Source organism: Nonomuraea sp. NPDC052116, assembly GCF_040680035.1.
In the GTDB taxonomy this organism is placed as follows: domain Bacteria; phylum Actinomycetota; class Actinomycetes; order Streptosporangiales; family Streptosporangiaceae; genus Nonomuraea; species Nonomuraea angiospora_A.
In genome coordinates this window covers 220,652-242,343 of the sequence record NZ_JBFAWA010000019.1, presented here as the reverse complement: position 1 = coordinate 242,343, position 21,692 = coordinate 220,652, and the positions used below count along the sequence as shown (strand labels likewise).

Sequence of the window (21,692 nt, the reverse complement as noted above, 5' to 3'; positions counted from 1 at the left end):
CGCTCATCCCGATTTTCTCCACCATAGCGGTGCAGGACCGCTCACAACGGAGCCCTGTGGGACTAGAACGGCGGGCGGGCGCCCAGGTGCGCGATGGCCTTCGCGGCCAGCCGGCAGCCGGCGGCCAGCGACTCGGTCGGCGGCTTGCCCGCCAGCCAGACGGGCAGGAAACCGGCGCTGAACGCGTCTCCGGCACCCGTGCCGTCCACGATCTTGTCGACCGGCTCGGCGGCCACGTGGACCGGGTCGGGGCGGCCGTTGGCGTACCACAGCGCGCCTTCGGAGTTCATCTTGATGACGACCTGCGGGAACCACGCCGTCAGCACCTTGGCGGCGGCCTCGGCGTCGTCGCGGCCGGTCAGCACCTTGGCCTGCTCGATGTTGGCGAACAGCAGCTTGACCCCGTTGGTCCACTCCAGGAACGACTCGGCGCCCGTACGCTCCAGAGGCGCGGACGAGGCGCAGTCGACCGAGATCGACATCCCGCCGCGCCTGGCCATGTCGAGCGCAGCGAGGCCCGCGTCGCGCGAGCCCTCGTTGATCAGCGTGTAGCCGGACAGGTGGAGGTGCGCGCCGCTGGAGAACAGGTCGCGCGGCAGGTCCTCGGGCGACAGCGCGGCGTTGGCACCGGGGTCGGAGAGCATGGTGCGCTCGCCCTTGTGCGTGACCAGCACCACGCAGGTGCCGGTGGGCCGCTCAGGGTCCATGACGAGCCGGGCGTCGACGCCGTAGCCCATCAACTCCATGTCACGGTTACGCCCCGTGATGTCGGCGCCCCTGCGGCCGATGAAGGCCACCTCGGCGCCCTCGACGGCTAGCCATGAGGCGATGTTCGCCCCCGAGCCGCCGCCGTGCATGGTCACGATCGCCGGGGTGTCACTCGCCCTGGCAAGCGCATAACGGGCGCGCGCGACCGCGTCGGTCATGAGATCGCCCACCACGACGACCCGCGTCATGATGTCACCACCTTGCTGCCTTCAGAACGAGCCTGGCCACGGCAAAACTAACAGCTTCCGGGCTGCCCGTGGGGCGGTCCCACGACACCGGGCTGCAGTCGATGCACAAGCGTTGCCCAACGGGGGCTCCGGTCTTGGCATATGAAATGCGGGTTTACGCTCGACACTGTGGAGGCACACTATCCGGCCCACTGGGAAGCCGACGTCGTTTTGGCCGACGGAGGCACGGCGCACGTCCGGCCGATCAAGCCCGCAGACGCCGACCGCCTCCGCTCTTTTTACTCGCGACTGTCGGACGAGTCGATCTATTTCCGGTTCTTCGGGCCGAGGCCCCGGCTGTCCGACCGGGAAGTCGAGCGGTTCACCAACGTCGACTACGTCAACCGGGTCGCGCTGATCGCCACCATCGGCGCCGAGATGGTCGCCGTCATCCGCTACGACCGCACCGGCCCCGGCGAGGCCGAGATCGCCTTCCTCGTCGAGGACGCGCACCAGGGCAGGGGAGTGGCCTCCGTGCTCCTGGAGCACCTGGCGGCCACCGCCCGCGAGAACGGCATCGAACGCTTCGTCGCCGACGTCCTGCCCGCCAACATGCGCATGATGGGGCTGCTGCGCCAGGCCGGTTACACGGCCCAGAGCCAGTTCGAGGACGGCGTCGTACGCATGACGCTCGACCTCACCCCCACCGAGACCTCGACGGAGGTGACGCTCGCCCGCGAGCACCGCGCCGAGTCCCGGTCCATCGGCAGGCTGCTCGCCCCCGGCTCGGTCGCCGTCATCGGCGCCTCGCGCGAGCCCGGCGGGGTGGGCCAGACCGTCCTGCGCAACCTGCTGGCCGCCGACTTCACGGGCCCCGTCTACCCGGTGCACCGGGAGGTGCGGGCCGTGGCGGGCGTGCGGGCCTATCCGAGCGTGGGGGCCATCGACGGCGACGTCGACCTGGCCGTGGTGGCCGTGCCCGCCTCCGGCGTGATCGACGTGGTCAAGGAGTGCGCGGAGAAGGGCGTGCACGGGCTGGTCGTGGTCTCCTCCGGGTTCGGGGAGACGGGCCCGGAGGGCAAGGCCAGGCAGGACGAGCTGGCTCGCCTCGCGCGTTCGTACGGGCTGCGCGTCGTGGGCCCCAACTGTCTCGGCATCGCCAACACCGACCCCGCCGTCCAGCTCAACGCGACCCTCGCCGCCACCCTGCCGTGCCGGGGCAAGGTGGGGTTCTTCAGCCAGTCCGGCGCGCTCGGTACGGCGCTGCTCCAGCGGGTGGCACAGCGCGGCATGGGCATCTCGACGTTCGTCTCCGCAGGCAACCGGGCCGACGTGTCCGGCAACGACCTGCTGCAGTACTGGGAGGAAGACGACTCGACCGAGGTGATCCTGCTCTACCTGGAGTCGCTGGGCAATCCGCGCAAGTTCACCCGGCTGGCCAGGCGCATCGCGCGCAGCAAGCCGGTCGTGGTGGTCAAGAGCGGCGGCACCCCCTCCGGGCATTCGGCGGAGGAGCTGCGGCTGCCCGACTCGGCGATCAGCTCGCTGTTCGAGCAGGCGGGGCTGATCAGGGTCGACGACCTCATCCAGCTGTTCGACGTGGGCCAGCTGCTGGCCTACCAGCCGTTGCCCGCCGGGCCCCGGGTCGCGCTCGTCACCAACTCCGACGCGCTCGGCCTCCTGGCCGCCGACGCCTGCCTCGCCGCCGGCCTCGACCCCCGCCCGCCGGTCAACCTGGGCGCCGCCGCCGGGGCCTCGGAGTTCGGCGCGGCCCTCGCCGGCGAGCTGGCCTCGCCCGACGTGGACGCCGCCGTCGTGATCTACATGCCGCCCATCCCCGGCGACACGGACGCGGTGGCGGCCGAGCTGCTGCGGGTCTCGAAGGACTCCGGCAAGCCGGTGCTGGCGACGTTCCAGGGGCATCTGGGCATGCACCCGGCCCTGCGCGTCGAGACGGGCCCGCCGGGGTGCGGGACGGCTCCCGCGCGCGGCTCGATCCCCTCATACGCGGCGCCCGAGGAGGCCGTGCGCGCGCTCGCCCACGTGGTCCGCTACGCGAAGTGGTTCGCCCACCCGGCGGTGCCGCCGCCGGAGCTCGACGGCATCGACACGGTCCGCGCCAAGGCCCTCGTCCGGACGGCCCTCACCCCGACCGTTCCGGCACGGACCGGCGCGTCGGAAGAGGGGGCGTTCGCGCAGCCGGGCCCGCCGGTCGAGGTGGACGCCGCCGAGCTCCTGTCCTGCTACGGCCTCACCGTCTGGCCCGCCGAAGTGGTGCGCTCGCCGGACGAGGCGGTGCGGGCGGCCGAGCGGCTCGGGTGGCCGGTGGTGCTCAAGGTGGCCGACCCCGGCGCCTCGCGGCGCGCGGGCACCGTGCGTCTCGGCCTGACCGGGCCCGAGATGGTCCGCCACGCCTATGCCGAGTTCGCCGACCAGCTGGGCGAACGCGTGGAGCTGGCGGTCCAGCGCATGGCGCCGCAGCCGGCCGTCCCGACCGTCGTGGGCGTCGTCGAGGACCCCGCGTTCGGCCCCTTCGTCTCGTTCGGGCTCGGCGAGGTGACCGCGCGCCTCCTCCTCGACCAGGGCTTCCGCCTGGCCCCCCTGACCCGCGAGGACGCCGCCGCGCTCGTGCGCTCCGTCCGCGCGGCCCCGCTGCTCTTCGGCGAGTACGGCTACCCGCCCGTGGCCGTGGCCGCCCTGGAAGACCTCCTGGTACGCGTCGGCCGCCTGGCCCACGACCTGCCGGAGGTGGCCAGGCTCGACCTGGACCAGGTGCTCGTCGGCGAGTCGGGGGTCATCGTCCTCGGCGCCCGCGCCACCCTCCGCACCCCGGCGGGCCCACGCCTCGACGGCGGCCCCCGGAGGCTGTCCTGATCAGCTCTCAGCGAAGGGTGGCCGGCGGGAGCGAATGGGGTGAACCGAAGCGCCCCCTGATGCCTGGATAAAAGACGTTATAGAGCGTTATATCCGGCGGATGAGCACGCAGCCTCGCCCTGGCAGGATGGACCCATGAGGGAAACCCGAGTCTCAGCCGCGGGCCTGCGTGAAGCGATCGAGCGCAGCGGCTACTATCCCGACCTCGTCACCGATGCGGTCGAATCCGCGCTGGGCAAGGAGGCAGTGACCGCCTTCGTGGTCCATCACGAGGCCACTTTCGATCCCGCCATGGAGGTGCGCAGGCACGTCACGGTGCTGGTGCTCTCGGCGACGCGGCTGCTGGTCTGCCACACCGACGAGCATCCCGCGGTGGAGGGCGTCTCGACGTCCCACGCCTCCACGACCACGGAGGCCGTGCGCCTGACCCGTGTCCAGTCGGTCGCCGTCACGCGCGTGGTGCCCGACCCCGCCTCCTACGTCCCCGGCGTGCCTCCCACAGAGGTGACGCTCACGATCGGCTGGGGCGCCATCTCCCACGTGGACCTGGAGCCGGCCACCTGCGGCGACGAGAACTGCGAGGCCGACCACGGCTACACGGGCGCGATCACGGCCGACGACCTGTCCCTCCGGGTCAGCGAGGCGGCCGACGGCCCGGAAGCGGTCACCCACGTCCTCGCCTTCGCCAAGGCCCTCTCCGAGGCCACCGCCCGCGCTTCCTGAGCGGGAGATCCGCCAAGGCATAGGATGAACGACATGCTGGTGCCGGGGTACGGCGGCGGGTCACTCGCGGACCTGCCCGACGCGTTGCTGGCGGCGCTGGGTGTGCGCGCACCCGAGCCGGACATGGCGAGTCCGCCCGGTGCGGCGGGCGCCTCGGATCCGGCGAGTCTGCCCGGCGCGGCAGGCGGAGGGCCGCTCGTCCTGGAGCCGGCCGATCGCGTGTGCCTGTTCCTGGTCGACGGCCTTGGCGCCGAGTTGCTGAGGGCGCACGCCGAGACCGCCCCGTTCCTGTCCGGCCTGGCGGGCAGGACGCTCACCGCCGGATTCCCGGCCACGACCGTCACCAGCCTCTGCTCCCTGGGCACCGGCCTGACCCCGGGCGAGCACGGCATGCTCGGCCTGACGCTGGCCGTCCCCGGCACCGGCCACCTGTTCAACTGCCTGCGGTGGACCCTTCCCGACGGCCTCACCATGGATCCCGAGCTCTGGCAGCCCGCCCCGACCGTCTACCAGCGCGCCACCCGGGCCGGGCTCGACGCCGTCTACGTCGCCCCCGCCGAGTTCGAGGGCACCGGCCTGACGCAGGCCGTCTACCGGGGCGTCCGTTACGTGGCCGCCGACACCGTGGACGACCGCGTGGCCCGCGTGCACGAGTCCATGCGCCAAGGGGCGGCGCATGTCACCGTCTATTACGGCGATCTGGACGCAGCCGGGCACATGACGGGCTGGGGCAGCGAGGAGTGGCTGCGGCAGCTCGCCGTCGTCGACGACATGGCCCAGCGGCTCGCGGAGGGCCTGCCCCCTGGATCCGCCCTCTACGTGACCGCCGACCACGGCATGGTCAACGCCACCGAGAAGATCGACGCCGAGAGCGTGCCCGAGCTGACGGAGGGTGTGGCGCTGCTCGGCGGCGAGGCCAGGGCCAGGCACGTCTACGCCGAGCCGGGAGCCGCGCGGGACGTGCTGGAGGCGTGGCGCGAGACCCTGCGGGGGAAGGCCTGGGTGGTCTCCAGGCGGGAGGCGGTGGAGTCGGGCTGGTTCGGCCCCCGGGTGCGGGACGCGTGGCTGGGGCGCATCGGCGACGTCGTGGCCGTGCCGTACGCCGACCTGGCGATCATCGCGCCTACCCATCACAGGATCGAGGCTCTGTTCACCGGCTACCACGGCTCGATGACGGCGGCCGAGCAGCACGTGCCCCTCCTGCAGGCCCGCACGTGACCTGGCCGGAGATACTGTGACGAGTTCCGGCGACGAATTCTCTGGGGGTACGCCTTGACCAGCCCGCTGATCACACCGGCCGAGCTCGCCGCGCTCGATGACGTGACGGTGCTCGACGTCCGCTGGCGGCTCGGTGGGCCGCCCGGGGTGGAGTTCTACCGCGAGGGGCACATCCCCGGCGCCGTCTACTGTGACCTCGACCAGGACCTCGCGGCCCCGCCCGGCGCGGGCGGGCGGCATCCGCTGCCCGAGGCGGGCGCGTTCCAGAGCGCGATGCGGCGGCTCGGCGTGTCGGACGGGCGCCCCGTGGTGGTCTACGACGACGCCGGATCCACGGTCGCGGCCAGGGCCTGGTGGGCGCTGCGCTACTTCGGCCACCAGGACGTCCGCGTCCTCGACGGCGGGCTGCCCGCGTGGACCGAGGCCGGGCTGCCCACCACGAAGGACTCACCCGACCTCGCGGCGTCCGGCGACTTCACCGCGCGGCCCGGCGGGATGCCGGCGCTGACGGCCGACGAGGCGGGGGCGCTGGCCACCCAGGGCGTGCTGCTCGACGCCCGAGCCGCCGAACGCTACCGGGGCGAGGTCGAGCCGATCGATCCCGTGGCCGGGCACGTTCCCGGGGCCGTCAATGCGCCCACGACGGAGAACGTCGGGCCCGACGGCCGCTTTCTCGCGCCCGCCGCCCTCCGGGACCGCTTCACCGGGCTCGGGGTCCGGGAGGGGGTTCAGGCGGGGGCCTACTGCGGCTCCGGCGTGACGGCCGCGCACGAGGTGCTGGCCCTGGAGATGGCCGGCCTGCCCGCCGCCCTGTACGTCGGCTCCTGGTCCAACTGGGTGGCCGACCCCTCCCGGCCGGTCGCCACCGGCTGACCTCACCGCCGACGGCCGGCCGCCCTGGCCCTGCGCCGGTGTGGGGGCCGGGCTGATCGGCTCTGCGGCCCCCGTACCACTGACCGCTAATACAACGGATGGTCGCCGGCGCCGAAGCAGACGAAGCCGGTCTCGCCGGTCTTGGCGGCGGCGGAGGCCAGGGCCGCGTCCGGGGGCCGGCCCGCCACCAGCAGTTCGTGGAACATGCTCATGAGCGCCCAGGCCCCCTCGTCACGCACCGGCACCAGCCCGGCCACCACGCACGCGGACCCCTTGGCCAGGAACGTTCCGGGCAGGCCCAGCGGCGCCCCCTCCACCGGCGTGCGTGACATCCCCGAGTTGCAGGCCGACAGCACCACCAGCCCCGGCGACCGCGGGATGTCCAGCAGGTCGTAGGCCATCAGCGAGCCGTCCTCCAGCGTGATCCCGGACACCAGCGGGCTGCGCGCGTGGAAGACCCCGTGCGCGGCCAGGTGCAGGACGTCGGCCGCAGCCAGAGCCTCCAGCACCGGCCCGGTGCGCCCCGGCGCCTCGCGCCCGTCCGGGTGGCAGGCGAGCACGTTGCGCACCTCGGCGTGCGCGTGCGCCAGGGCGGGCCCGGCCGCCGCCACCACCGACGGCGGGCCGCTGCGGCGGGCGCGGGCGAGCTCCCGGGCCCGCACCCAGCCGGCCGCGCTGGCGACCACGTTGACCGGGCGTTCACGCAGGCACGGCAGCGCTCCCCACGGCAGCGTGTGCAGGGCGTCCACCGGCACCACCACCAGCGGCCCGTCTCCCAGCTCAGCGAGGAGCGGACGCAGCAGCAGCCCTTCGACCTCCAGGGCCGCCACCTCGACGCTCTCCAGGTCGCAGCGAGGACGCTGCGTCCCGGAGCACTGGCGGCGCAGCGCGTGACGGAGCCGGACGATCGCCTCCTTGACCTGCCGAGCGTCTCCCACCCGCCGCAGCGTCACCCGTTCCCCGGTGACGAGTACGGCCAGCAACGCGTCCTCGTCCGCCACGAACTCCACCAGCGCCCCGCACCCCAGCTCCGCCCGCACCCGTTCGGGATCCACCAGCGAGCACGCGTGCGAGGGCGCGGCCACCGCCCGCCACCGCTCCGCGAACTCGAACACCTCCCCGGCGGACCCGCCCCGCACCGCCAGCCCCAGCCCGAACCCCGCCAGCCGCTCCCCGGCCCTGGCCGCGTGGGCGCGCAGCGAGGGATCGTCGAACGTCTCCACCCGCTCGCTCACCTCCGACAGCCCGACGCGGACCGCCCGGAAAGCCCCCGTGGCGTCCTCCTGCAGCGATGCCTCCAGCGCGAGCGCGTGCTGCCGCAGCGGCACCGGGATCTCCGCCTCCCGCGCCGGCGCGGACTCCAGCGGGGTGAGCCGGGTGCCGATCGGGGGATGCGGCTCCTCGCGTTCGGCGTGCTCGGTGAGGAGGGCAAGCTGCGCCGAGGCCGTCGGGTGGTCGTCCACGGCCAGCGCCGCCTCGGCCGCCACCAGCCGCAGCGCGGCCGCGCCCGCCAGATGCGCCAGGCCGTCCTCCAGCTCGTCCGCGCACGCGACCAGGTCGGCGACCAGGGCGGGCGTGACGGGTTCGAGCGTCAGCCGGGCCCGCAGGACGACCTCCCTGGCCAGCGGCAGCCATGACGTCCGGTCCTGCGCGGCCAGCTCGCCGGCCGCCTGCTCGGCCACCTCCAGCGCCCGGCGCGGGTCGCCGGTCAGCAGCTCCACCTGCGCCAGCTTCAGCCGGGCCTCGGCCAGCGCCACGTGCGCCCCCGACACCTCGAGATCGGGTACGGCCAGGCTCAGCATGGCCCTGGCCTCGCCCGGCAGATGGGCCGCCAGCAGGGCGCCGGCGAAGTCCGCCCGCATCGTGGCCAGCCGCTCGGGGAAGCCGAACAGGGTGTCCTCGGCCTCGCGGTAGAGCTTGAACGCCCCCGCGATGTCGCCCCGCCGTACCGCGAGGAAGGGCAGGTTCGCGGCGGACAGGCGGGCCAGGTGCCGCAGCCCGGAGTGCCGGGAGATCTCCAGGCAGGCGGTGAGGTCGCGCATGGCGGCGTCCCAGTCGCCGCGGTAGGAGTGGACGAGACCGCGGTTGAGCAGCCCGCCCGCCAGGAACCTGCGGTCGTCGATGGTGCCGGGAGCGGTCACGAGGGCCCGCAGCGCGCGGTCGCAGGCGGCGATGGCCTCCTGGTGGCGGCCGAGACGGGCCAGCGCGACCGCGCGCTGGGTGTCGAGCTTGGCGCGGTCGAGCGGCGAGAGGTGGGCCCAGGCCAGGGCGGCCACCCGCAGGGCCTGGAGCGGGTGGCCGAGCTCGGTGCGTACGGTGACGAGGGAGAGCCGGGCCTGGGCGATGCGCTCCGGCGGGGCGCCCGGGGTGGCGATGGCCTCGCGGAGGTGGTGCTCGGCGCTGCGCAGGTCGCCGAGCTCGCGGGCGGCCAGCGCGATGGCCCTGTGCGCGACGGCCTCGGCCTCGGGGCCGCCGACGCGGCGGGCCGTGGAGAGCACGGTACGGCCGGCGCGAAGGGCGTGGTCGGGATCGACCAGGGAGCGCATGACAGCGGCCTCGGCCGCCACGACGAGTGGATCTCGGTCGTCGGGTCGCTCTGGTGTTGCGCTCATATTGGGTGCCTTGGGATGGAAACTCGCTGCCTTGGAACGGAAACGGCCGAGAGAGGCGACGCGGCTCTCTCGGCTGGTCGACAAGGGGATCAGGGTCGCGTCAGGGCCGGATGCGCACCCATCGCGTCTGAACGGGCTTGTGGCCGGGGCGGTGGCAGACCACGCTCAGCCAGCCCGGCGGCAGGCCGGTGGCGGCGAAGTCGCCGGAGCCGGCGATCCGCCGGGTGAGCGTCAGATGGGGAGTGCGCACGTCGATGAGCGCGCCCTCCCCCGGGTACGGGGAGACGTGTCCCGCCACGTCGATGAGCCCGTCGCCGATCGTTATCTCCAGGTCGAAGGTGAGGCCCGCCACGACGAAGCGCACCAGATGGGAGCCTTCGTCATCGCGTACACCGCCGGCGGCGCCGCGGTCGGTGGGGCCGGCCGTCACCGCCCCGGGGACCCGGAGCCGGTAGGCGTCGCGCGCGGCGGCGGACACCTGGCCGGGGATCGGGTCGTTCCCGGAGGCCAACCGGAGGGCTGCCAGGAAATACTCGTCGTTGATCATTGCGCTGTCTCCTGTATTGAGATCAGAGTGCGCAGTTTTTCCAGGCACCGGGCCTTGGTCGGACCGATGCTGCCCACGGGCAGTCCGAGCCGTGCCGCCATCTGCTGGTTGCCGAAGTCGACGGCGACCAGCTGGAGGAGTGAGCGGCAGGGCTCGTGCAGGTCGGAGACCGTCTTCCAGAGCAGGCGGCGGCCGTCGGCCTCCAGGACGGCGGACTCCGGGTCAGGGTCTTCGACGACCTCGAAGGAGGAGACCCCGGGACGATCCTTGCGCAGCAGCAGGAGGGCTTCGCGGCGCACGGTCGTCACCAGCCAGGCCCCCACCCCGGCCGGATCCCTGATGCTCGGGAGGTGCTGCAGCAGGCGCAACCAGGAACCCTGGACCGCGTCCGCCGCGTCGGAGGGGCTCAGGCCGCACGCACGGGCCACCGCCCACATACGCGGCCCGAACCTGGCCTCCAGCTCGTCCCAGGCCGTCCGGTCGCCCTCGGCCGCCGCTGCGAGCAGCTCCGCTGAATCGCGCATCGCGGCCTCCTTCCGTCCGGCACGAGTAGGCGATCATGCCTCCCCGTGATTGGCTGAGGACTGAGCGTAAACTCTACAGACTCGCCGGGATCAGAACTCCCAGATCCGGAATTTGCCGGGCCCGCTCAGATTCGAAGAGCCGTCTGGCGACCTCCTTGGCCGGCTCGCTCTTGGCCCCGTCCGCGACGGCCCCCGCCACCAGGGCGGTGGCGAACGACGTGCCGCTCCACGCCGCGTATCCCGCGAAGTCGTCTCCGTCCAGGAAACTGCTGGTCAGCCAGTCGCCGCGGGCGCAGGCGTCCACCCAGATGCCGTAGCCGGAGTAGGGGGCGCGCCGTTCCTCCGCGGCGTCCACGGCGGCCACGCCCACCACGGAGGGCAGCGCCGCCGGCCAGAACGGCCGGTCGGACCCCGTGTTGCCGGCGCAGGCCACGGTCACCGTGTCGGGCAGCGCGGCGATGGCGTCTGACAGCAGCGGTGGCGGGCGGTCGTCGTAGGTGTGGCCGCCGAAGGAGAGGTTGAGCACCTGCGGAGGGCGCTCGCGCAGGCGGTGGAGGGCGCGGACGACGGTCGCCTCGTCGCCGATGCCGTCGCCGTCGAGCACCCGGTGCACGCTCAGCTCCGCGCCCGGGGCCCGCCGGGTCAGCAGGCCCGCGATGAACGTGCCGTGCCCCGCCTGCGAGCCCTCCGTCGCGTCGGCGCTCTCGGGGGCGGTCTCGCCGTACCAGTCGCTGCCGGACCACCACGGGTGCTTGGCGATGCCGGTGTCGAGCAGCCCCACGACCACGCCCGAGCGGGACCGCCCCGGCTTGTGGGCGATGGGCGGGGTGGGAAAGGGTCTGGACGCGGGACCACCGAAGAACAGGGGCTGGCCGCGGAACACGTGGTTCGGCGATGCTCGCAGGCCCCGCTCGCGGAGTTCGGCGGTGATCTCGCAGGGGTCGGCGCCGGGCGACAGGTGGATCACGCAGACGCCGTCCGCCTCCGAGACCGCCTGGGTCCAGCGCGAGACGGCCGACAGTGCCGCGCGGTCGGTCAGCACCTGACCAGGCCGGATGAGCGACGCGCCGACAGATTGGATGTCCATGAGGCGGTATGTTTCCCCGCTGGTCCAACTGTCACATGCCACTCCCGCACCAAGTTGGTATGGCCCCCCTCTGGTGCCGGATAGCGACCGACGGTAGTCTCTCCCTAGTCACTTGTGATCATCCCGGGGCGAGGCCGTTGGGGAAGGCGCACCTCGTACCGAAACGGGAGGTCCGGTGTCTGCTCGTGGCGTCCTTTACGTCCACTCGGCTCAGCCCGCGCTGTGCCCTCATATCGAATGGGCAGTCGCGGGTGTCCTTGGCGTGCCCGTGGATCTGACGTGGACTCCGCAACCCGCCGCGCCCAACGTCGTGCGGGCCCAGGCGGAGTGGGACGGCCGCGCCGGCATCGCCGCGGCCATCGCTTCCTCGCTCATGGGCTGGCAGCGCCTCAGGTTCGAGATCACCGAGGACGCGTCACCGGGAGTGGACGGGTCCCGCCACGCCTACACGCCGACGCTCGGCGCCTTCACCGCGGTCATCGGCGCGGCCGGCGACATCATGATCCCCGAGGAACGGCTCCGGGCGGCGATGATGATGGCCGCGCAGGGGCGGTGCGTGCTGGAGGACGAGCTGGACAAGATGCTCGGACGGCCCTGGGACGAGGAGCTGGAGCCGTTCCGGTACGCGGGCGACGGTGCGCCCGTCCGCTGGCTCCACGCCGCCGTCTGACCCTGCCCACGCCACGGGCGAACGCCACGCCCAGGAGGCCCCGCACTCATGCCGGTGCGGGGCCTCTTGGAAAGCACGGTGCGGGGGCCTCTTGGGCAGCACGCGATCGGCCCCGCACCGGTGCTCGGTGCGGGGCCGATCGTCAAAGAGCTACAGCGGGATGTTGCCGTGGGCGCCGCGGGCGGGCGTGGCCTGGGCGAGGAGCTTGGCGATGGCGCCGCGCGTCTCCGCGGGCTTGATCACCTCGTCGATGACCCCCAGCTCCCGGGCCCGGTCGAGCCCTCCGGCCAGCTTCTCGTGCTCGGTGGCCAGCCGCTGCTCCAGCTCGGCCCGCTCCTCCTCCTGCGCGGCGGCCAGCTCGCGCCGCTTGAGGATGCGCACAGCGGCCACCGACCCCATGACCGCCACCTCGGTGGTCGGCCAGGCGAACACCTTGGTGGCCCCCAGCGCGCGGGAGTTCATCGCGATGTACGCGCCCCCGTACGCCTTCCGCGTCACCAGCGTGACCCGCGGCACCGAGGCCTCGGCGAAGGCGTGCAGCAGCTTGGCCCCCCGCCGGACGACCCCGTCGTGCTCCTGCCCGACCCCGGGCAGGTAGCCGGGAACGTCCACGAGGACAACCAACGGCACTCCGAAAGCGTCACACATACGTACGAAGCGGGCGGCTTTCTCGGCGGACGTGGCGTCGAGGCAGCCGCCGAGCCGCAGCGGGTTGTTGGCGATCACACCGACCGTCCGGCCACCGAGGCGGCCGAGCGATGTGACGATGTTCGGCGCCCACTTGGGGTGCAGCTCGATGCCAGGCTCGTCGAGCAGGCCGTTGACCAGCGGCTTGACGTCGTAGGCGCGCCTGGCCGAGTCGGGCAGCAGCGTGGAGAAGTCCACTTCCTCGATTTCTCCCGTGCGCACCCGGCCCTGGTGGCCGAGGAGCGTGGCGAGCTGGCGCGCCTTGACGTACGCGTCGGTCTCGGTCTTGGTGACGACGTGCACGACGCCGCTGCGCTTGCTGTGCGGCTCCGGGCCGCCCAGCGCCGCGGCGTCGACGCTCTCGCCGGTGACGCTGCGGACCACGTCGGGGCCCGTGACGAAGATGCGGCCGGACTCGGCCAGGATGACGATGTCGGTCAGCGCTGGACCGTACGCGGCGCCGCCGGCGGCGGGGCCGACGACCACGGAGATCTGCGGCACCAGGCCGGACGCCTTGGTCATGGCGGCGAAGACCCGCCCGACGGCGTGCAGCGACTCGACGCCTTCGGCGAGTCGCGCACCGCCGGAGTGCCAGATCCCGATGACCGGCACCCGTTCACGGACGGCCACGTCGTAGGCGTGCACGATGTGCTCGCAGCCCTCGCTGCCCATCGCGCCGCCCTGGAAGCGGGCGTCACTGCAGAAGGCGACGACGGGTACACCCTCGACGCGGCCCATGGCGGCCAGCACGCCGCTCTTGTCTTCGGAGCTGATCAGCCGCAGCGAGCCCTCGTCGAGCAGCGCGGTCAGGCGGACGGCTGGATCGCGGGGGTCGGCAGGCTCCTGTTCGGTGCCGTCGCTCGCTATCCCGTTGTCCAGCACGGTCATTTATGCCCCCTTAAACACGACGGCCACGTTGTGGCCCCCGAATCCGAACGAGTTGTTGACCGCGGCGATGTCTCCGTCGGGCAGGGGGCGGTTCTTCCCGTAGACCAGGTCGACCTCGATGCCGTCGTCGAGGTCGTCGAGGTTGATGGTCGCGGGGACGATCCGCTCCTGCAGAGCCTTGATGGTGAAGACGGACTCGATGCCGCCGGCCCCGCCGAGCAGGTGACCGGTCATCGACTTGGTCGAGGTCACGAGCGGGTGGGTGCCGATGGCCTTGGCCACGGCCTGCACCTCGCCGACGTCGCCGGCAGGGGTGGAGGTGGCATGTGCGTTGACGTGCTTGATGTCGAGGCCGGTCAGGCCGGCGTCGTTGAGCGCCTGGGTCATCGCCATGATGATGCCCCGGCCCTCGGGCTCGGGCTGCGTGATGTGGTGGGCGTCGGCGGAGTAGCCGACCCCGGCGCAGTAGGCGTAGATCTTCGCGCCGCGCGCCTTCGCGTGCTCCTCGGACTCCAGCACCACGATGCCGGCGCCCTCACCGAGCACGAACCCGTCGCGGTCGCGGTCCCACGGCCTGGACGCGCCCTGCGGGTCGTCGTTGCGGGTGGACATGGCCCGCGCGGCGGCGAAGGCCGCCATGTTGAGCCCGTGGATGGCGGCCTCGGTGCCGCCGGCCACGACCACGTCGGCGCGGCCCACCCTGATCATGTCCATCGCGTGGCCGATCGCCTCGGCGCCGGACGCGCACGCCGACACGGTGGCGTGCACCCCCGCCTGGGCACCCAGGTCGAGGCCGATCCAGGCGGCCGGGCCGTTGGGCATGAGCATCGGCACGGTGAACGGCGACAGCCGGTTCCAGCCGCGCTCACGCCAGGTGTCGTACGCGCTCAGCGTGGTGCTGATGCCGCCGATGCCGCTGGAGACCACGACGCCCAGCCGCTCCGGCGCGACCTCGGGGGCGCCGGCGTCCTGCCAGGCCTCCCGGGCGGCGACCATCGCGAACTGCTCGCTGCGGTCGAGCCGCCGGGCCTCCGGCCGCGGCAGCACCTCGGTGGGGTCGACCGCGGCCGTCCCCGCGAACTTCACGGGGACGGAGTCGATCCAGTCCGTGGTGAGGGTCTCGACACCCGACTGACCGGCGAGGAGCGCCGTCCAGGTCGAGGTGACGTCTCCACCGACGGGCGTCGTCGCGCCAAGCCCGGTGACGACGACACGTACCCGGTTCGCACTCACGTTTCGCGCTCCTTGCTAGTCAGAATGGTGACTTCTCAGCCCTGGATGAAGTTGAGGACGTCCTTGACCGTCTTCAGGTTCTTGAGCTGGTCGTCGGGGATCTCGACGCCGAACTCGTCCTGGGCGGCCACGGCGATCTCGACCATGGACAGGGAGTCGATGTCGAGGTCGTCGACGAAGCTCTTCTCGGGGGTCACGTCCGAGGCCGGGATGCCGGTGATCTCGTTGATGATCTTGCCGAGGCCGTCAAGAATGTCCTGCTCGGTGGCAGCCATGTCGCTGGTTCTCCTTTTGATTTCTGGGTTCTGCACGGCTGTGCCGTACAAGCTCTGGATGGTAGTGCGGGGGGAGGCTAAGGGATCTCGATGACCTGCCCGGCGTAGGTCAGCCCCGCGCCGAAGCCGAGCAGCAGCGCGAGACCGCCGGAGCGGACCTCGCCGCGCTCCAGCATGCGCGAGAGCGCCAGCGGGATCGAGGCGGCCGAGGTGTTGCCGGCGTTGACGATGTCGCGGGCGATCACGGCGTTGTCGGCACCCAGCTTACGGGCGATGGCCTCGATGATGCGCAGGTTGGCCTGGTGGGGCACGAACGCCGTCAGCTCCGACGGGTCCACGCCCGCGCGCTCGCAGGCCTCGAGCGCCACCGGGTGGAGCGCGGTGGTCGCCCAGCGGAACACCGTCTGGCCCTCCTGGCGGAGGAAGTTCTGGCGGTCCTGGATGGCGATCGCCTCGGACTTGTCGCCGGAGCTGCCCCACACCACGGGGCCGATGCCGGGGGTCTCGGAGGGACCCACCACCGCGGCGCCCGCGCCGTCGGCGAAGATCACGGCGGTGGACCTGTCGGTCCAGTCGATCCACTGGGACAGCTTCTCCGCGCCGATGACCAGCACGTGGCGGGCCGAGCCCGCGCGTACGGCCGCGCTCGCGGTGCCGAGGGCGTAGCAGAACCCGGCGCAGGCGGCGTTGACGTCGAACGCGCCGGGCGCCTTGATGCCGAGGCGGTGGGCCACGACGGCGGAGGCGTTGGGGATCTGGGTCTCGAGCGTGCAGGTGGCCACGATGACGAGGTCGACCTCTTCGGGCGACAGGCCGCTCGCGGCCAGCGCCTTGCCGCCGGCGATGGTGGCCATGTCCTCGAGGGACTCGCTGTCGGGAGCGACGCGGCGCTCCTTGATGCCGACCCTGGACTGGATCCACTCGTCGTTGGTGTCGATGTTCTTGGCCAGGTCGTCGTTGGTGACGACGTTGGCCGGCTGGTAGTGGCCGAGGGCCAGGATCCTGCCGCCAGGGGCGACGTCGGGAATCTTCACTTGGTCAGCTCCCTGGCCGCGTCGAGGTCGTCGGGGGTCTTCAGCGCCACCGTCTGCACGCCGGACAGGCCGCGCTTGGCCAGGCCGGTGAGCGTGCCGCCGGGCAGCAGCTCGATCATCTTCGTGACACCGAGCCCGGCCATGGTCTCCATGCAGGCGCCCCACCTGACGGGGCTGCTGATCTGCCTGACCAGCCGCTCCACGAACTCGGCGCCGGAGGCGACCGCCTGGCCGTCGGAGTTGGACAGGAGCGTGACGGTGGGGTCGCCGGGGGCCACGTTGGCGGCGGCCTCGCGCAGGCTCTCCACGGCGGGGGCCATGTGGCGGGTGTGGAAGGCGCCCGCGACCTTCAGCGCGATGAGGCGGGCACGGGTCGGCGGGTCGTCCTTGAGCGCGGCCAGCTGCTCCAGCGTGCCGCCCGCGACGATCTGGCCGGCGCCGTTGATGTTGGCGGGGGTCAGGCCGTGCTTCTCGAGGGCGGCCAGCACGTCGTCCTCGACGCCGCCGAGCACGGCGGTCATGCCGGTCTCGGTGACCGCGGCGGCCTTGGCCATGGCCTGGGCGCGCTCGCGGATCAGGGTGAGCGCCTGCTCGGGGGTGAGCACCCCGGCCAGCGCGGCGGCGGCGAACTCGCCCACGCTGTGGCCCGCGAGCACGTCCGGCGTCGCGCCGAGCACCTCGGCGGAGGCCAGCGCGGCGGCCACGAGGAGCGGCTGGGCGACGGCGGTGTCACGGATCTCGTCGGCGTCGGCGGTGGTCCCGTAGGCGATCAGATCGAGCCCGACGACCTCCGACCAGGCGCCGAGTCTGTCGGCCACACCGGGGAGCTCGAGCCAGGGAGAAAGGAAGCCTGGCGTTTGGGCACCTTGGCCCGGAGCGACGAGTACAAGCACAAAACCCACCTTGCCCTGTAGAACTCCGACACGCGGATAATGATCCGCACGAACTTCGTCCGGGGGGTTTTGTAGGAAGCCTACAGTGGGGATTTCGGCGACATTACGTTAGGGCGCGCCACATTTCGGCGCTCTCCGCCAACCGGCCGAGGATCAGGCCGACCTGGAGCGTGAAGGCGGACCTGCCCTCCGTGGGCTGGTAGCCGGTCAGCTCCGTGATCTTCTTCAGGCGGTAGCGGACGGTGTTGGGGTGGACGAACAGCAGCCGCGCCGTCGCCTCCAGCGAGGTGCCCTGCTCCAGGTACGTGGCGAGGGTGTCGAGCAGGGGCGTGCCCGCGAGCGGCAGGTAGACGTTCTCGATGAGCTGCTGCCTGGCGTCGTCGTCGCCGTCGAGCGCCCGCTCGGCCAGCAGGTCCTCGGCGTGCACCGGCCGGGGCGCGTCGGGCCAGCCGGAGGACGCCTTCAGCCCGGCCAGCGCCGCCCTGGCGGACCTGGCCGCGGCGTGCAGGTCGGGGACCTCGGGGCCGATGACGATGGGGCCCATCCCGAAGCGGTGCACGACCTGCTTGGCCGCGTCGTTGACGCTCTCGGCGCCGCCCACGATGACGATCAGCCGGTCGGCCTGCACGCCGGCCAGCAGGTCCATGCCGATGCGGCGGCCCTTCTCCCGCAGCCCGTCGATGACCGCGCGGGGGTCGTCGACGGGGGCGTGGCCGGCGATGACGACCACGGGGGAGGAGGTCCAGCCGAGCGCGGCCGCCCAGGAGTGCAGGCCGTCGTCGACCTCGCCGCGGACGAGGGCGTCCACGATGAGGGCCTCGAGCCGGGCGTCCCACGAGCCCCGGGCCTCGGCCTCGCGGGCGTAGACGTGGGCGGCGGCGAAGGCGACGTCGCGGGTGTAGCGGAGCATGGCCTGCTGGAGCTGGTCCTCGCCGCCGGGCGCGGCCAGCTCGTGGGCCTGCGCCTCGACCACCTCGACCACGACCCTGACGATGTCGACGGTCTGCTGCAGCGAGATGGACCGCTTGAGCTCGCGCGGAGCCGTGCCGAAGAACTCGATGCTGGGGGTGGGGGGATCCTCGCCGGCGATCGAGAACCACTCGACGAAAGCCGCGATGCCGGCCTGGGCCACGAGCCCCACCCACGACCGGTCTTCGGCGCTGAGCGCGCGGAACCACAACAGCTGGTCCTCCATGCGCGCCATCGCCGCCGTGCCGAGCGAGCCCATGGCCCGCTCGAGCCTGCGCGTGGTGTCCTCGCGGGTCCGGTCTGTCACGTCTCCTAGAGTGCCAGCTCCGTTCGGATGACCGCGACGGTCGATCTTCTGGGGCCGGCCGGCCGGTTCCCGGCGCGTCAGTAGACCGCGACGGCCGTGATGAGGCCGATCGCGACGTGCGTGACCGCGAGCAGCCGCGCGCCCGGCTGCAGCTCGGGCTCCTTCACGAGGTCGCGTACGGAGATGCCGACGACCCGGTCGAACACCAACATCGCCACCGTCTGCACCACGATGCCGACCAGGCCGAACACCGCGGTGCCCGCCAGCCCCTCGGCCAGCCGGCCGCCGGAGGCCCAGATGGAGGAGGCCACGATCAGGCCGACGGCGGCCAGGGCGGAGGTGGCGAGCAGGGTGGCGTTCGGGTTGCGCTGGGTGCGGATGATCTCGCTCAGCTTGCCGGGGGTGGCCCAGTCGATCACGTAGAAGCCGACGATCATCAGGATCACGCCGACGGCGGCGTACGCGGCGATGGCGCCCGAGCCGCGGGCGAGGGTCTCGAGAAGAGTCACGTTGATTCCTATCGGGGGATGCGGTGGGGAGTCAGGCGATGCGGTGGGGGACGAACGAGGAGGTGTCATCGGTGATCAGGCCGGTCGTCTCCCTGATACCCAGCCCGGCGGCCTCGTCGGCGACCACCCAGGCGCCGAGCACCGGCCGCTGCCCCTCGAACTGGGGCAGCGCCTCGAAGCCCTGGAAGACGTACCCCTCCTGGCCGTAGACGCCCGGCGTCTCCTGGGTGCCCTCGGGGGTGACGATGCGCATGGAGGCGCCCTCCCTGCCCAGCAGCGGCTTGGCGATGTAGGAGGTCAGGTCGCGCGGGCCGTCGAGGTAGGCGGGCAGCAGGCTGGGGTGGCCGGGGTTGAGCTCCCACAGGATCGCCAGCAGCGCCTTGTTGGACAGCAGCGTCTTCCACAGCGGCTCGATCCAGGTGGAGTGCCGTACGGCGTGCCGCCCGAAGTCGTCGGCCAGCATCCACTCCCACGGGTAGAGCTTGAACGCCGAGCGGATCACGCGGTTCTCGACGTCCACGAAGCGGCGGTTGAGGGAGTCCCAGCCGATGTCCTCCATGGCGACGGCGACGGTCTGCAGGCCCGCCTGCTCGGCGGTCTCCTGCAGGTAGGCCACGGTCATGGCCTCCTCGCCCGTCTCGTCCATGTTCGTGAACGCGAAGTGGGTGGGCCCGGGCGGCAGCCGCATCTCGCGCCAGCGCTCGATGAGCCGTTCGTGCACGGAGTTCCACTGGTCGGCGCCCGGGTGGACGTCCTGCAGCCAGAACCACTGCACGACCGACGACTCCACGAGCGAGGTCGGCGTGTCCGCGTTGTACTCCAGCAGCCTCGCCGGGCCGGTGCCGTCGTAGCGCAGGTCGAAGCGGGCGTACAGGTGGGCGTCGCGGCGCTCCCATGAGCGCGCCACCTCGTCCCACGCCCACTCGGGGATCGCGAAGTCGGCGAAGCGCCGGGCCGAGACCACGTGCTCGACGGCGCGCAGGCACATCTCGTGGAGCTCCTCGACCTGCTCCTCCAGCGCCTCGACCTCGTCCATGGAGAACACGTAATGGATGGACTCGTCCCAGTACGGTCTGCTCAGCCCCGACGGGTGCGCCGCCCGGTGGTAGGCCAGGCCCTGGCCCTCGATCGTCTTCTCCCAGCCGTCCCTGGGAGTGCCATGCTCACGCCGCACCGGTCAGCTCCCGCCGCCCCAGTGGTTGCCGAAGCCGCCCCGCTGGATCTCTTTCCCGTTGCGGGTGGAGATGTTCACGTCAGAGGGCCGGTACGTGGTGCCGCCGCGCACCTTGTTGCCCGACCTGGTGCCCCCGTAGTACCACATGTACGCCCCGCGCGAACCGCCGTAGTAGTGGTACGAGCCGTTGTCGTCATCGTCGCAGTAGTCGTCGTCGACGACCTCGTACGTGCCGTCGTCCAGCTGGATGACGCAGTCCGCGGTGACGTCGTCGTCATCCTGGGTGGCCGCGCAGTACCCGACCAGCATGATGGACAGAACACCGAGAATGGTCAGCGGGATGGCCTTGGACGCCTTGCGCGCGGGCGGTGGCGGCGTGGGATGGGTTTGCGGAGGTTGTGCCATCAAGATCCTGCTTTCATGGGCCGCTCAGCCTATCGGCGGCCCTCGTCCCCGTTCAATCCTGTAGTCGTGGCCCCGAGGTATGTTCGCTCACATGGAACCGGTTGAGGCCCTGCGCGAGATCGCCTTCCTGCTGGAGCGCGCCGGAGAGCCCACGTACCGCGTACGTGCCTTCCGTCGCGCCGCCCAGGTCGTCACCGACCTGCCCAGGGACGAGCTCGTGCGGCTGGCCCGCACCGGCGGTCTCGGCGACCTGCCCGGCATCGGGAAGGTCACCGCCCTTGTGGTCAACGAAAGCCTCGATGGGCAGGTTCCTACGTATTTGCGGCGGTTGCGGGCGACCGACGGCGTGCAGCTCGACGAGGAGACGGAGGCGCTGCGCGGCGCGTTGAAGGGCGACCTGCACAGCCACTCCGACTGGTCGGACGGCGGCTCGCCGATCGAGGAGATGGCCGAGGCGGCCCGCGGGCTCGGCCACGACTACCTGGCGCTGACCGACCACTCGCCCCGCCTGACCGTGGCCAAGGGCCTCTCGGCCGAGCGCCTGGAACGCCAGCTCGACGTGGTGGCCGAGCTGAACGAGCGGCTGGCCCCGTTCCGGATCCTGACCGGCATCGAGGTGGACATCAACACGGACGGCTCCCTCGACCAGTCCCCCGACCTGCTGGAGCGGCTGGACGTGGTGGTGGCCAGCGTGCACTCCAAGCTGCGCATGGACGGCGACGAGATGACCCGCCGCATGGTCACCGCCATCGCCAACCCCCTGGTGGACGTGCTCGGCCACTGCACGGGGCGGGTGGTGAAGGCCGGCGGCAGGCGCGGCGAGCGCCGCCCGGAGTCGTCGTTCGACGCCGAGCTGGTCTTCGAGGCCTGCCGGCAGTTCGGGGTCGCGGTGGAGGTCAACTCCCGGCCGGACCGGCTGGACCCGCCCAAGAGGTTGCTGCGGCTGGCGTACGAGATGGGGTGCGTGTTCGCGATCGACTCCGACGCCCACGCGCCCGGGCAGCTCGACTGGCAGCACCACGGCTGCGAACGGGCCGCGCGGTGCGGCATCGAGGCCGACCGCGTCGTCAACACCTGGCCGCTGGAGCGGCTGCTCGACTGGACGGCCGCCTGAGCGTCACCGTCACGTGCCCCGCCTCGGGACAGGTGACGGCGTGCTGTCCTGACGCGATACACCGTGGAAACGGAATCGTTTGCTTTCGAAAGCAAATGTCAGCGGTACGATGACGCAGGAAATCGCGCGGAGCCGGAAGGA

General features: G+C 72.3%; 20 protein-coding genes. 6 read left to right on the top strand and 14 right to left on the bottom strand.

The genetic code is table 11. The features are described from left to right. Positions 1 to 62 precede the first annotated feature (62 nt). On the bottom strand, positions 63 to 956 hold the full coding sequence (locus AB0L65_RS33585; protein ID WP_350723205.1) for a sugar kinase: 894 nt from the start codon (positions 954 to 956) through the stop codon (positions 63 to 65). Positions 957 to 1,097: 141 nt separating this feature from the next. On the opposite strand from AB0L65_RS33585, the gene AB0L65_RS33580 reads away from it, so the two are divergent. The 4 genes from AB0L65_RS33580 (at position 1,098) to AB0L65_RS33565 (ending at position 6,623) form a co-directional block, all read left to right on the top strand. After that, complete coding sequence (locus tag AB0L65_RS33580) at positions 1,098 to 3,809, top strand: GNAT family N-acetyltransferase (RefSeq protein WP_364253541.1); 2,712 nt, start codon at positions 1,098 to 1,100, stop codon at positions 3,807 to 3,809. A 135-nt stretch (positions 3,810 to 3,944) separates the two neighbouring features. Then, the gene (locus AB0L65_RS33575) at positions 3,945 to 4,532 is read left to right on the top strand and encodes a DUF5998 family protein (protein ID WP_350723202.1); all 588 of its coding nucleotides are present in this window, start codon (positions 3,945 to 3,947) and stop codon (positions 4,530 to 4,532) included. Between the two features lie 24 nt (positions 4,533 to 4,556). Beyond that, positions 4,557 to 5,750: a nucleotide pyrophosphatase/phosphodiesterase family protein gene (locus AB0L65_RS33570; RefSeq protein ID WP_364253538.1), complete on the top strand. Its 1,194-nt coding sequence runs from the start codon at positions 4,557 to 4,559 to the stop codon at positions 5,748 to 5,750. A 54-nt stretch (positions 5,751 to 5,804) separates the two neighbouring features. Then, positions 5,805 to 6,623, top strand: coding sequence for a sulfurtransferase (locus AB0L65_RS33565; protein ID WP_364253535.1), 819 nt, complete (start codon positions 5,805 to 5,807; stop codon positions 6,621 to 6,623). A gap of 86 nt (positions 6,624 to 6,709) precedes the next feature. Here the strand turns inward: AB0L65_RS33565 and AB0L65_RS33560 are convergent, their stop codons facing one another. The 4 genes from AB0L65_RS33560 to AB0L65_RS33545 all read right to left on the bottom strand — a co-directional run bounded on the left by AB0L65_RS33560 (position 6,710) and on the right by AB0L65_RS33545 (position 11,393). After that, positions 6,710 to 9,235 (bottom strand): CHAT domain-containing protein, encoded by a 2,526-nt coding sequence (locus tag AB0L65_RS33560; RefSeq protein ID WP_364253532.1) that lies wholly within the window; start codon positions 9,233 to 9,235, stop codon positions 6,710 to 6,712. A gap of 100 nt (positions 9,236 to 9,335) precedes the next feature. Beyond that, entirely contained in the window at positions 9,336 to 9,782 is a 447-nt protein-coding gene (locus AB0L65_RS33555; RefSeq protein WP_364253529.1) for a hypothetical protein, read from the bottom strand. Then, positions 9,779 to 10,306, bottom strand: coding sequence for a sigma-70 family RNA polymerase sigma factor (locus AB0L65_RS33550; RefSeq protein ID WP_364253525.1), 528 nt, complete (start codon positions 10,304 to 10,306; stop codon positions 9,779 to 9,781). The genes AB0L65_RS33555 and AB0L65_RS33550 overlap by 4 nt, the downstream gene beginning before the upstream one ends. Before the next feature lie 73 nt (positions 10,307 to 10,379). Continuing rightward, complete coding sequence (locus AB0L65_RS33545) at positions 10,380 to 11,393, bottom strand: S8/S53 family peptidase (RefSeq protein ID WP_364253522.1); 1,014 nt, start codon at positions 11,391 to 11,393, stop codon at positions 10,380 to 10,382. 175 nt (positions 11,394 to 11,568) lie between these two features. Between AB0L65_RS33545 and AB0L65_RS33540 the strand changes: the two genes are divergently transcribed. Then, positions 11,569 to 12,063 carry a DUF3145 domain-containing protein gene (locus AB0L65_RS33540; RefSeq protein ID WP_350723190.1) on the top strand — a complete coding sequence of 165 codons (495 nt, stop codon included), beginning with the start codon at positions 11,569 to 11,571 and terminating at the stop codon, positions 12,061 to 12,063. Positions 12,064 to 12,213: 150 nt separating this feature from the next. Here the strand turns inward: AB0L65_RS33540 and AB0L65_RS33535 are convergent, their stop codons facing one another. The 9 genes from AB0L65_RS33535 to AB0L65_RS33495 form a co-directional block, all read right to left on the bottom strand. Beyond that, on the bottom strand, positions 12,214 to 13,638 hold the full coding sequence (locus AB0L65_RS33535) for a carboxyl transferase domain-containing protein (RefSeq protein WP_364253519.1): 1,425 nt from the start codon (positions 13,636 to 13,638) through the stop codon (positions 12,214 to 12,216). Next, entirely contained in the window at positions 13,639 to 14,871 is a 1,233-nt protein-coding gene (gene fabF, locus AB0L65_RS33530; RefSeq protein WP_350723186.1) for a beta-ketoacyl-ACP synthase II, read from the bottom strand. Positions 14,872 to 14,906: 35 nt separating this feature from the next. Beyond that, complete coding sequence (locus AB0L65_RS33525; protein ID WP_350723184.1) at positions 14,907 to 15,146, bottom strand: acyl carrier protein; 240 nt, start codon at positions 15,144 to 15,146, stop codon at positions 14,907 to 14,909. A gap of 77 nt (positions 15,147 to 15,223) precedes the next feature. After that, positions 15,224 to 16,180, bottom strand: coding sequence for a beta-ketoacyl-ACP synthase III (locus AB0L65_RS33520; RefSeq protein ID WP_350723182.1), 957 nt, complete (start codon positions 16,178 to 16,180; stop codon positions 15,224 to 15,226). Further along, entirely contained in the window at positions 16,177 to 17,073 is an 897-nt protein-coding gene (locus tag AB0L65_RS33515) for an ACP S-malonyltransferase (RefSeq protein ID WP_364253515.1), read from the bottom strand. The genes AB0L65_RS33520 and AB0L65_RS33515 overlap by 4 nt, the downstream gene beginning before the upstream one ends. Before the next feature lie 103 nt (positions 17,074 to 17,176). After that, positions 17,177 to 18,301: a helix-turn-helix domain-containing protein gene (locus tag AB0L65_RS33510; protein ID WP_355195164.1), complete on the bottom strand. Its 1,125-nt coding sequence runs from the start codon at positions 18,299 to 18,301 to the stop codon at positions 17,177 to 17,179. Positions 18,302 to 18,426: 125 nt separating this feature from the next. Beyond that, positions 18,427 to 18,858 carry a DUF350 domain-containing protein gene (locus tag AB0L65_RS33505; protein WP_364253512.1) on the bottom strand — a complete coding sequence of 144 codons (432 nt, stop codon included), beginning with the start codon at positions 18,856 to 18,858 and terminating at the stop codon, positions 18,427 to 18,429. A gap of 31 nt (positions 18,859 to 18,889) precedes the next feature. Further along, entirely contained in the window at positions 18,890 to 20,032 is a 1,143-nt protein-coding gene (locus AB0L65_RS33500; RefSeq protein WP_364253509.1) for a glutathionylspermidine synthase family protein, read from the bottom strand. A gap of 3 nt (positions 20,033 to 20,035) precedes the next feature. Next, on the bottom strand, positions 20,036 to 20,437 hold the full coding sequence (locus AB0L65_RS33495; protein ID WP_350723174.1) for a hypothetical protein: 402 nt from the start codon (positions 20,435 to 20,437) through the stop codon (positions 20,036 to 20,038). Between the two features lie 91 nt (positions 20,438 to 20,528). On the opposite strand from AB0L65_RS33495, the gene AB0L65_RS33490 reads away from it, so the two are divergent. Beyond that, positions 20,529 to 21,551: a PHP domain-containing protein gene (locus AB0L65_RS33490; RefSeq protein WP_364253506.1), complete on the top strand. Its 1,023-nt coding sequence runs from the start codon at positions 20,529 to 20,531 to the stop codon at positions 21,549 to 21,551. Positions 21,552 to 21,692: the final 141 nt, after the last annotated feature.

Coding starts and splice junctions, on each gene's coding strand:
- AB0L65_RS33585 (WP_350723205.1), bottom strand. CDS start 956: ATGACGCGGGTCGTCGTGGTGGGCGATCTCATGACCGACGCGGTCGCG.
- AB0L65_RS33580 (WP_364253541.1), top strand. CDS start 1,098: ATGAAATGCGGGTTTACGCTCGACACTGTGGAGGCACACTATCCGGCC.
- AB0L65_RS33575 (WP_350723202.1), top strand. CDS start 3,945: ATGAGGGAAACCCGAGTCTCAGCCGCGGGCCTGCGTGAAGCGATCGAG.
- AB0L65_RS33570 (WP_364253538.1), top strand. CDS start 4,557: ATGAACGACATGCTGGTGCCGGGGTACGGCGGCGGGTCACTCGCGGAC.
- AB0L65_RS33560 (WP_364253532.1), bottom strand. CDS start 9,235: ATGAGCGCAACACCAGAGCGACCCGACGACCGAGATCCACTCGTCGTG.
- AB0L65_RS33555 (WP_364253529.1), bottom strand. CDS start 9,782: ATGATCAACGACGAGTATTTCCTGGCAGCCCTCCGGTTGGCCTCCGGG.
- AB0L65_RS33550 (WP_364253525.1), bottom strand. CDS start 10,306: ATGCGCGATTCAGCGGAGCTGCTCGCAGCGGCGGCCGAGGGCGACCGG.
- AB0L65_RS33545 (WP_364253522.1), bottom strand. CDS start 11,393: ATGGACATCCAATCTGTCGGCGCGTCGCTCATCCGGCCTGGTCAGGTG.
- AB0L65_RS33535 (WP_364253519.1), bottom strand. CDS start 13,638: ATGACCGTGCTGGACAACGGGATAGCGAGCGACGGCACCGAACAGGAG.
- AB0L65_RS33525 (WP_350723184.1), bottom strand. CDS start 15,146: ATGGCTGCCACCGAGCAGGACATTCTTGACGGCCTCGGCAAGATCATC.
- AB0L65_RS33510 (WP_355195164.1), bottom strand. CDS start 18,301: ATGGGCTCGCTCGGCACGGCGGCGATGGCGCGCATGGAGGACCAGCTG.
- AB0L65_RS33495 (WP_350723174.1), bottom strand. CDS start 20,437: ATGGCACAACCTCCGCAAACCCATCCCACGCCGCCACCGCCCGCGCGC.
- AB0L65_RS33490 (WP_364253506.1), top strand. CDS start 20,529: ATGGAACCGGTTGAGGCCCTGCGCGAGATCGCCTTCCTGCTGGAGCGC.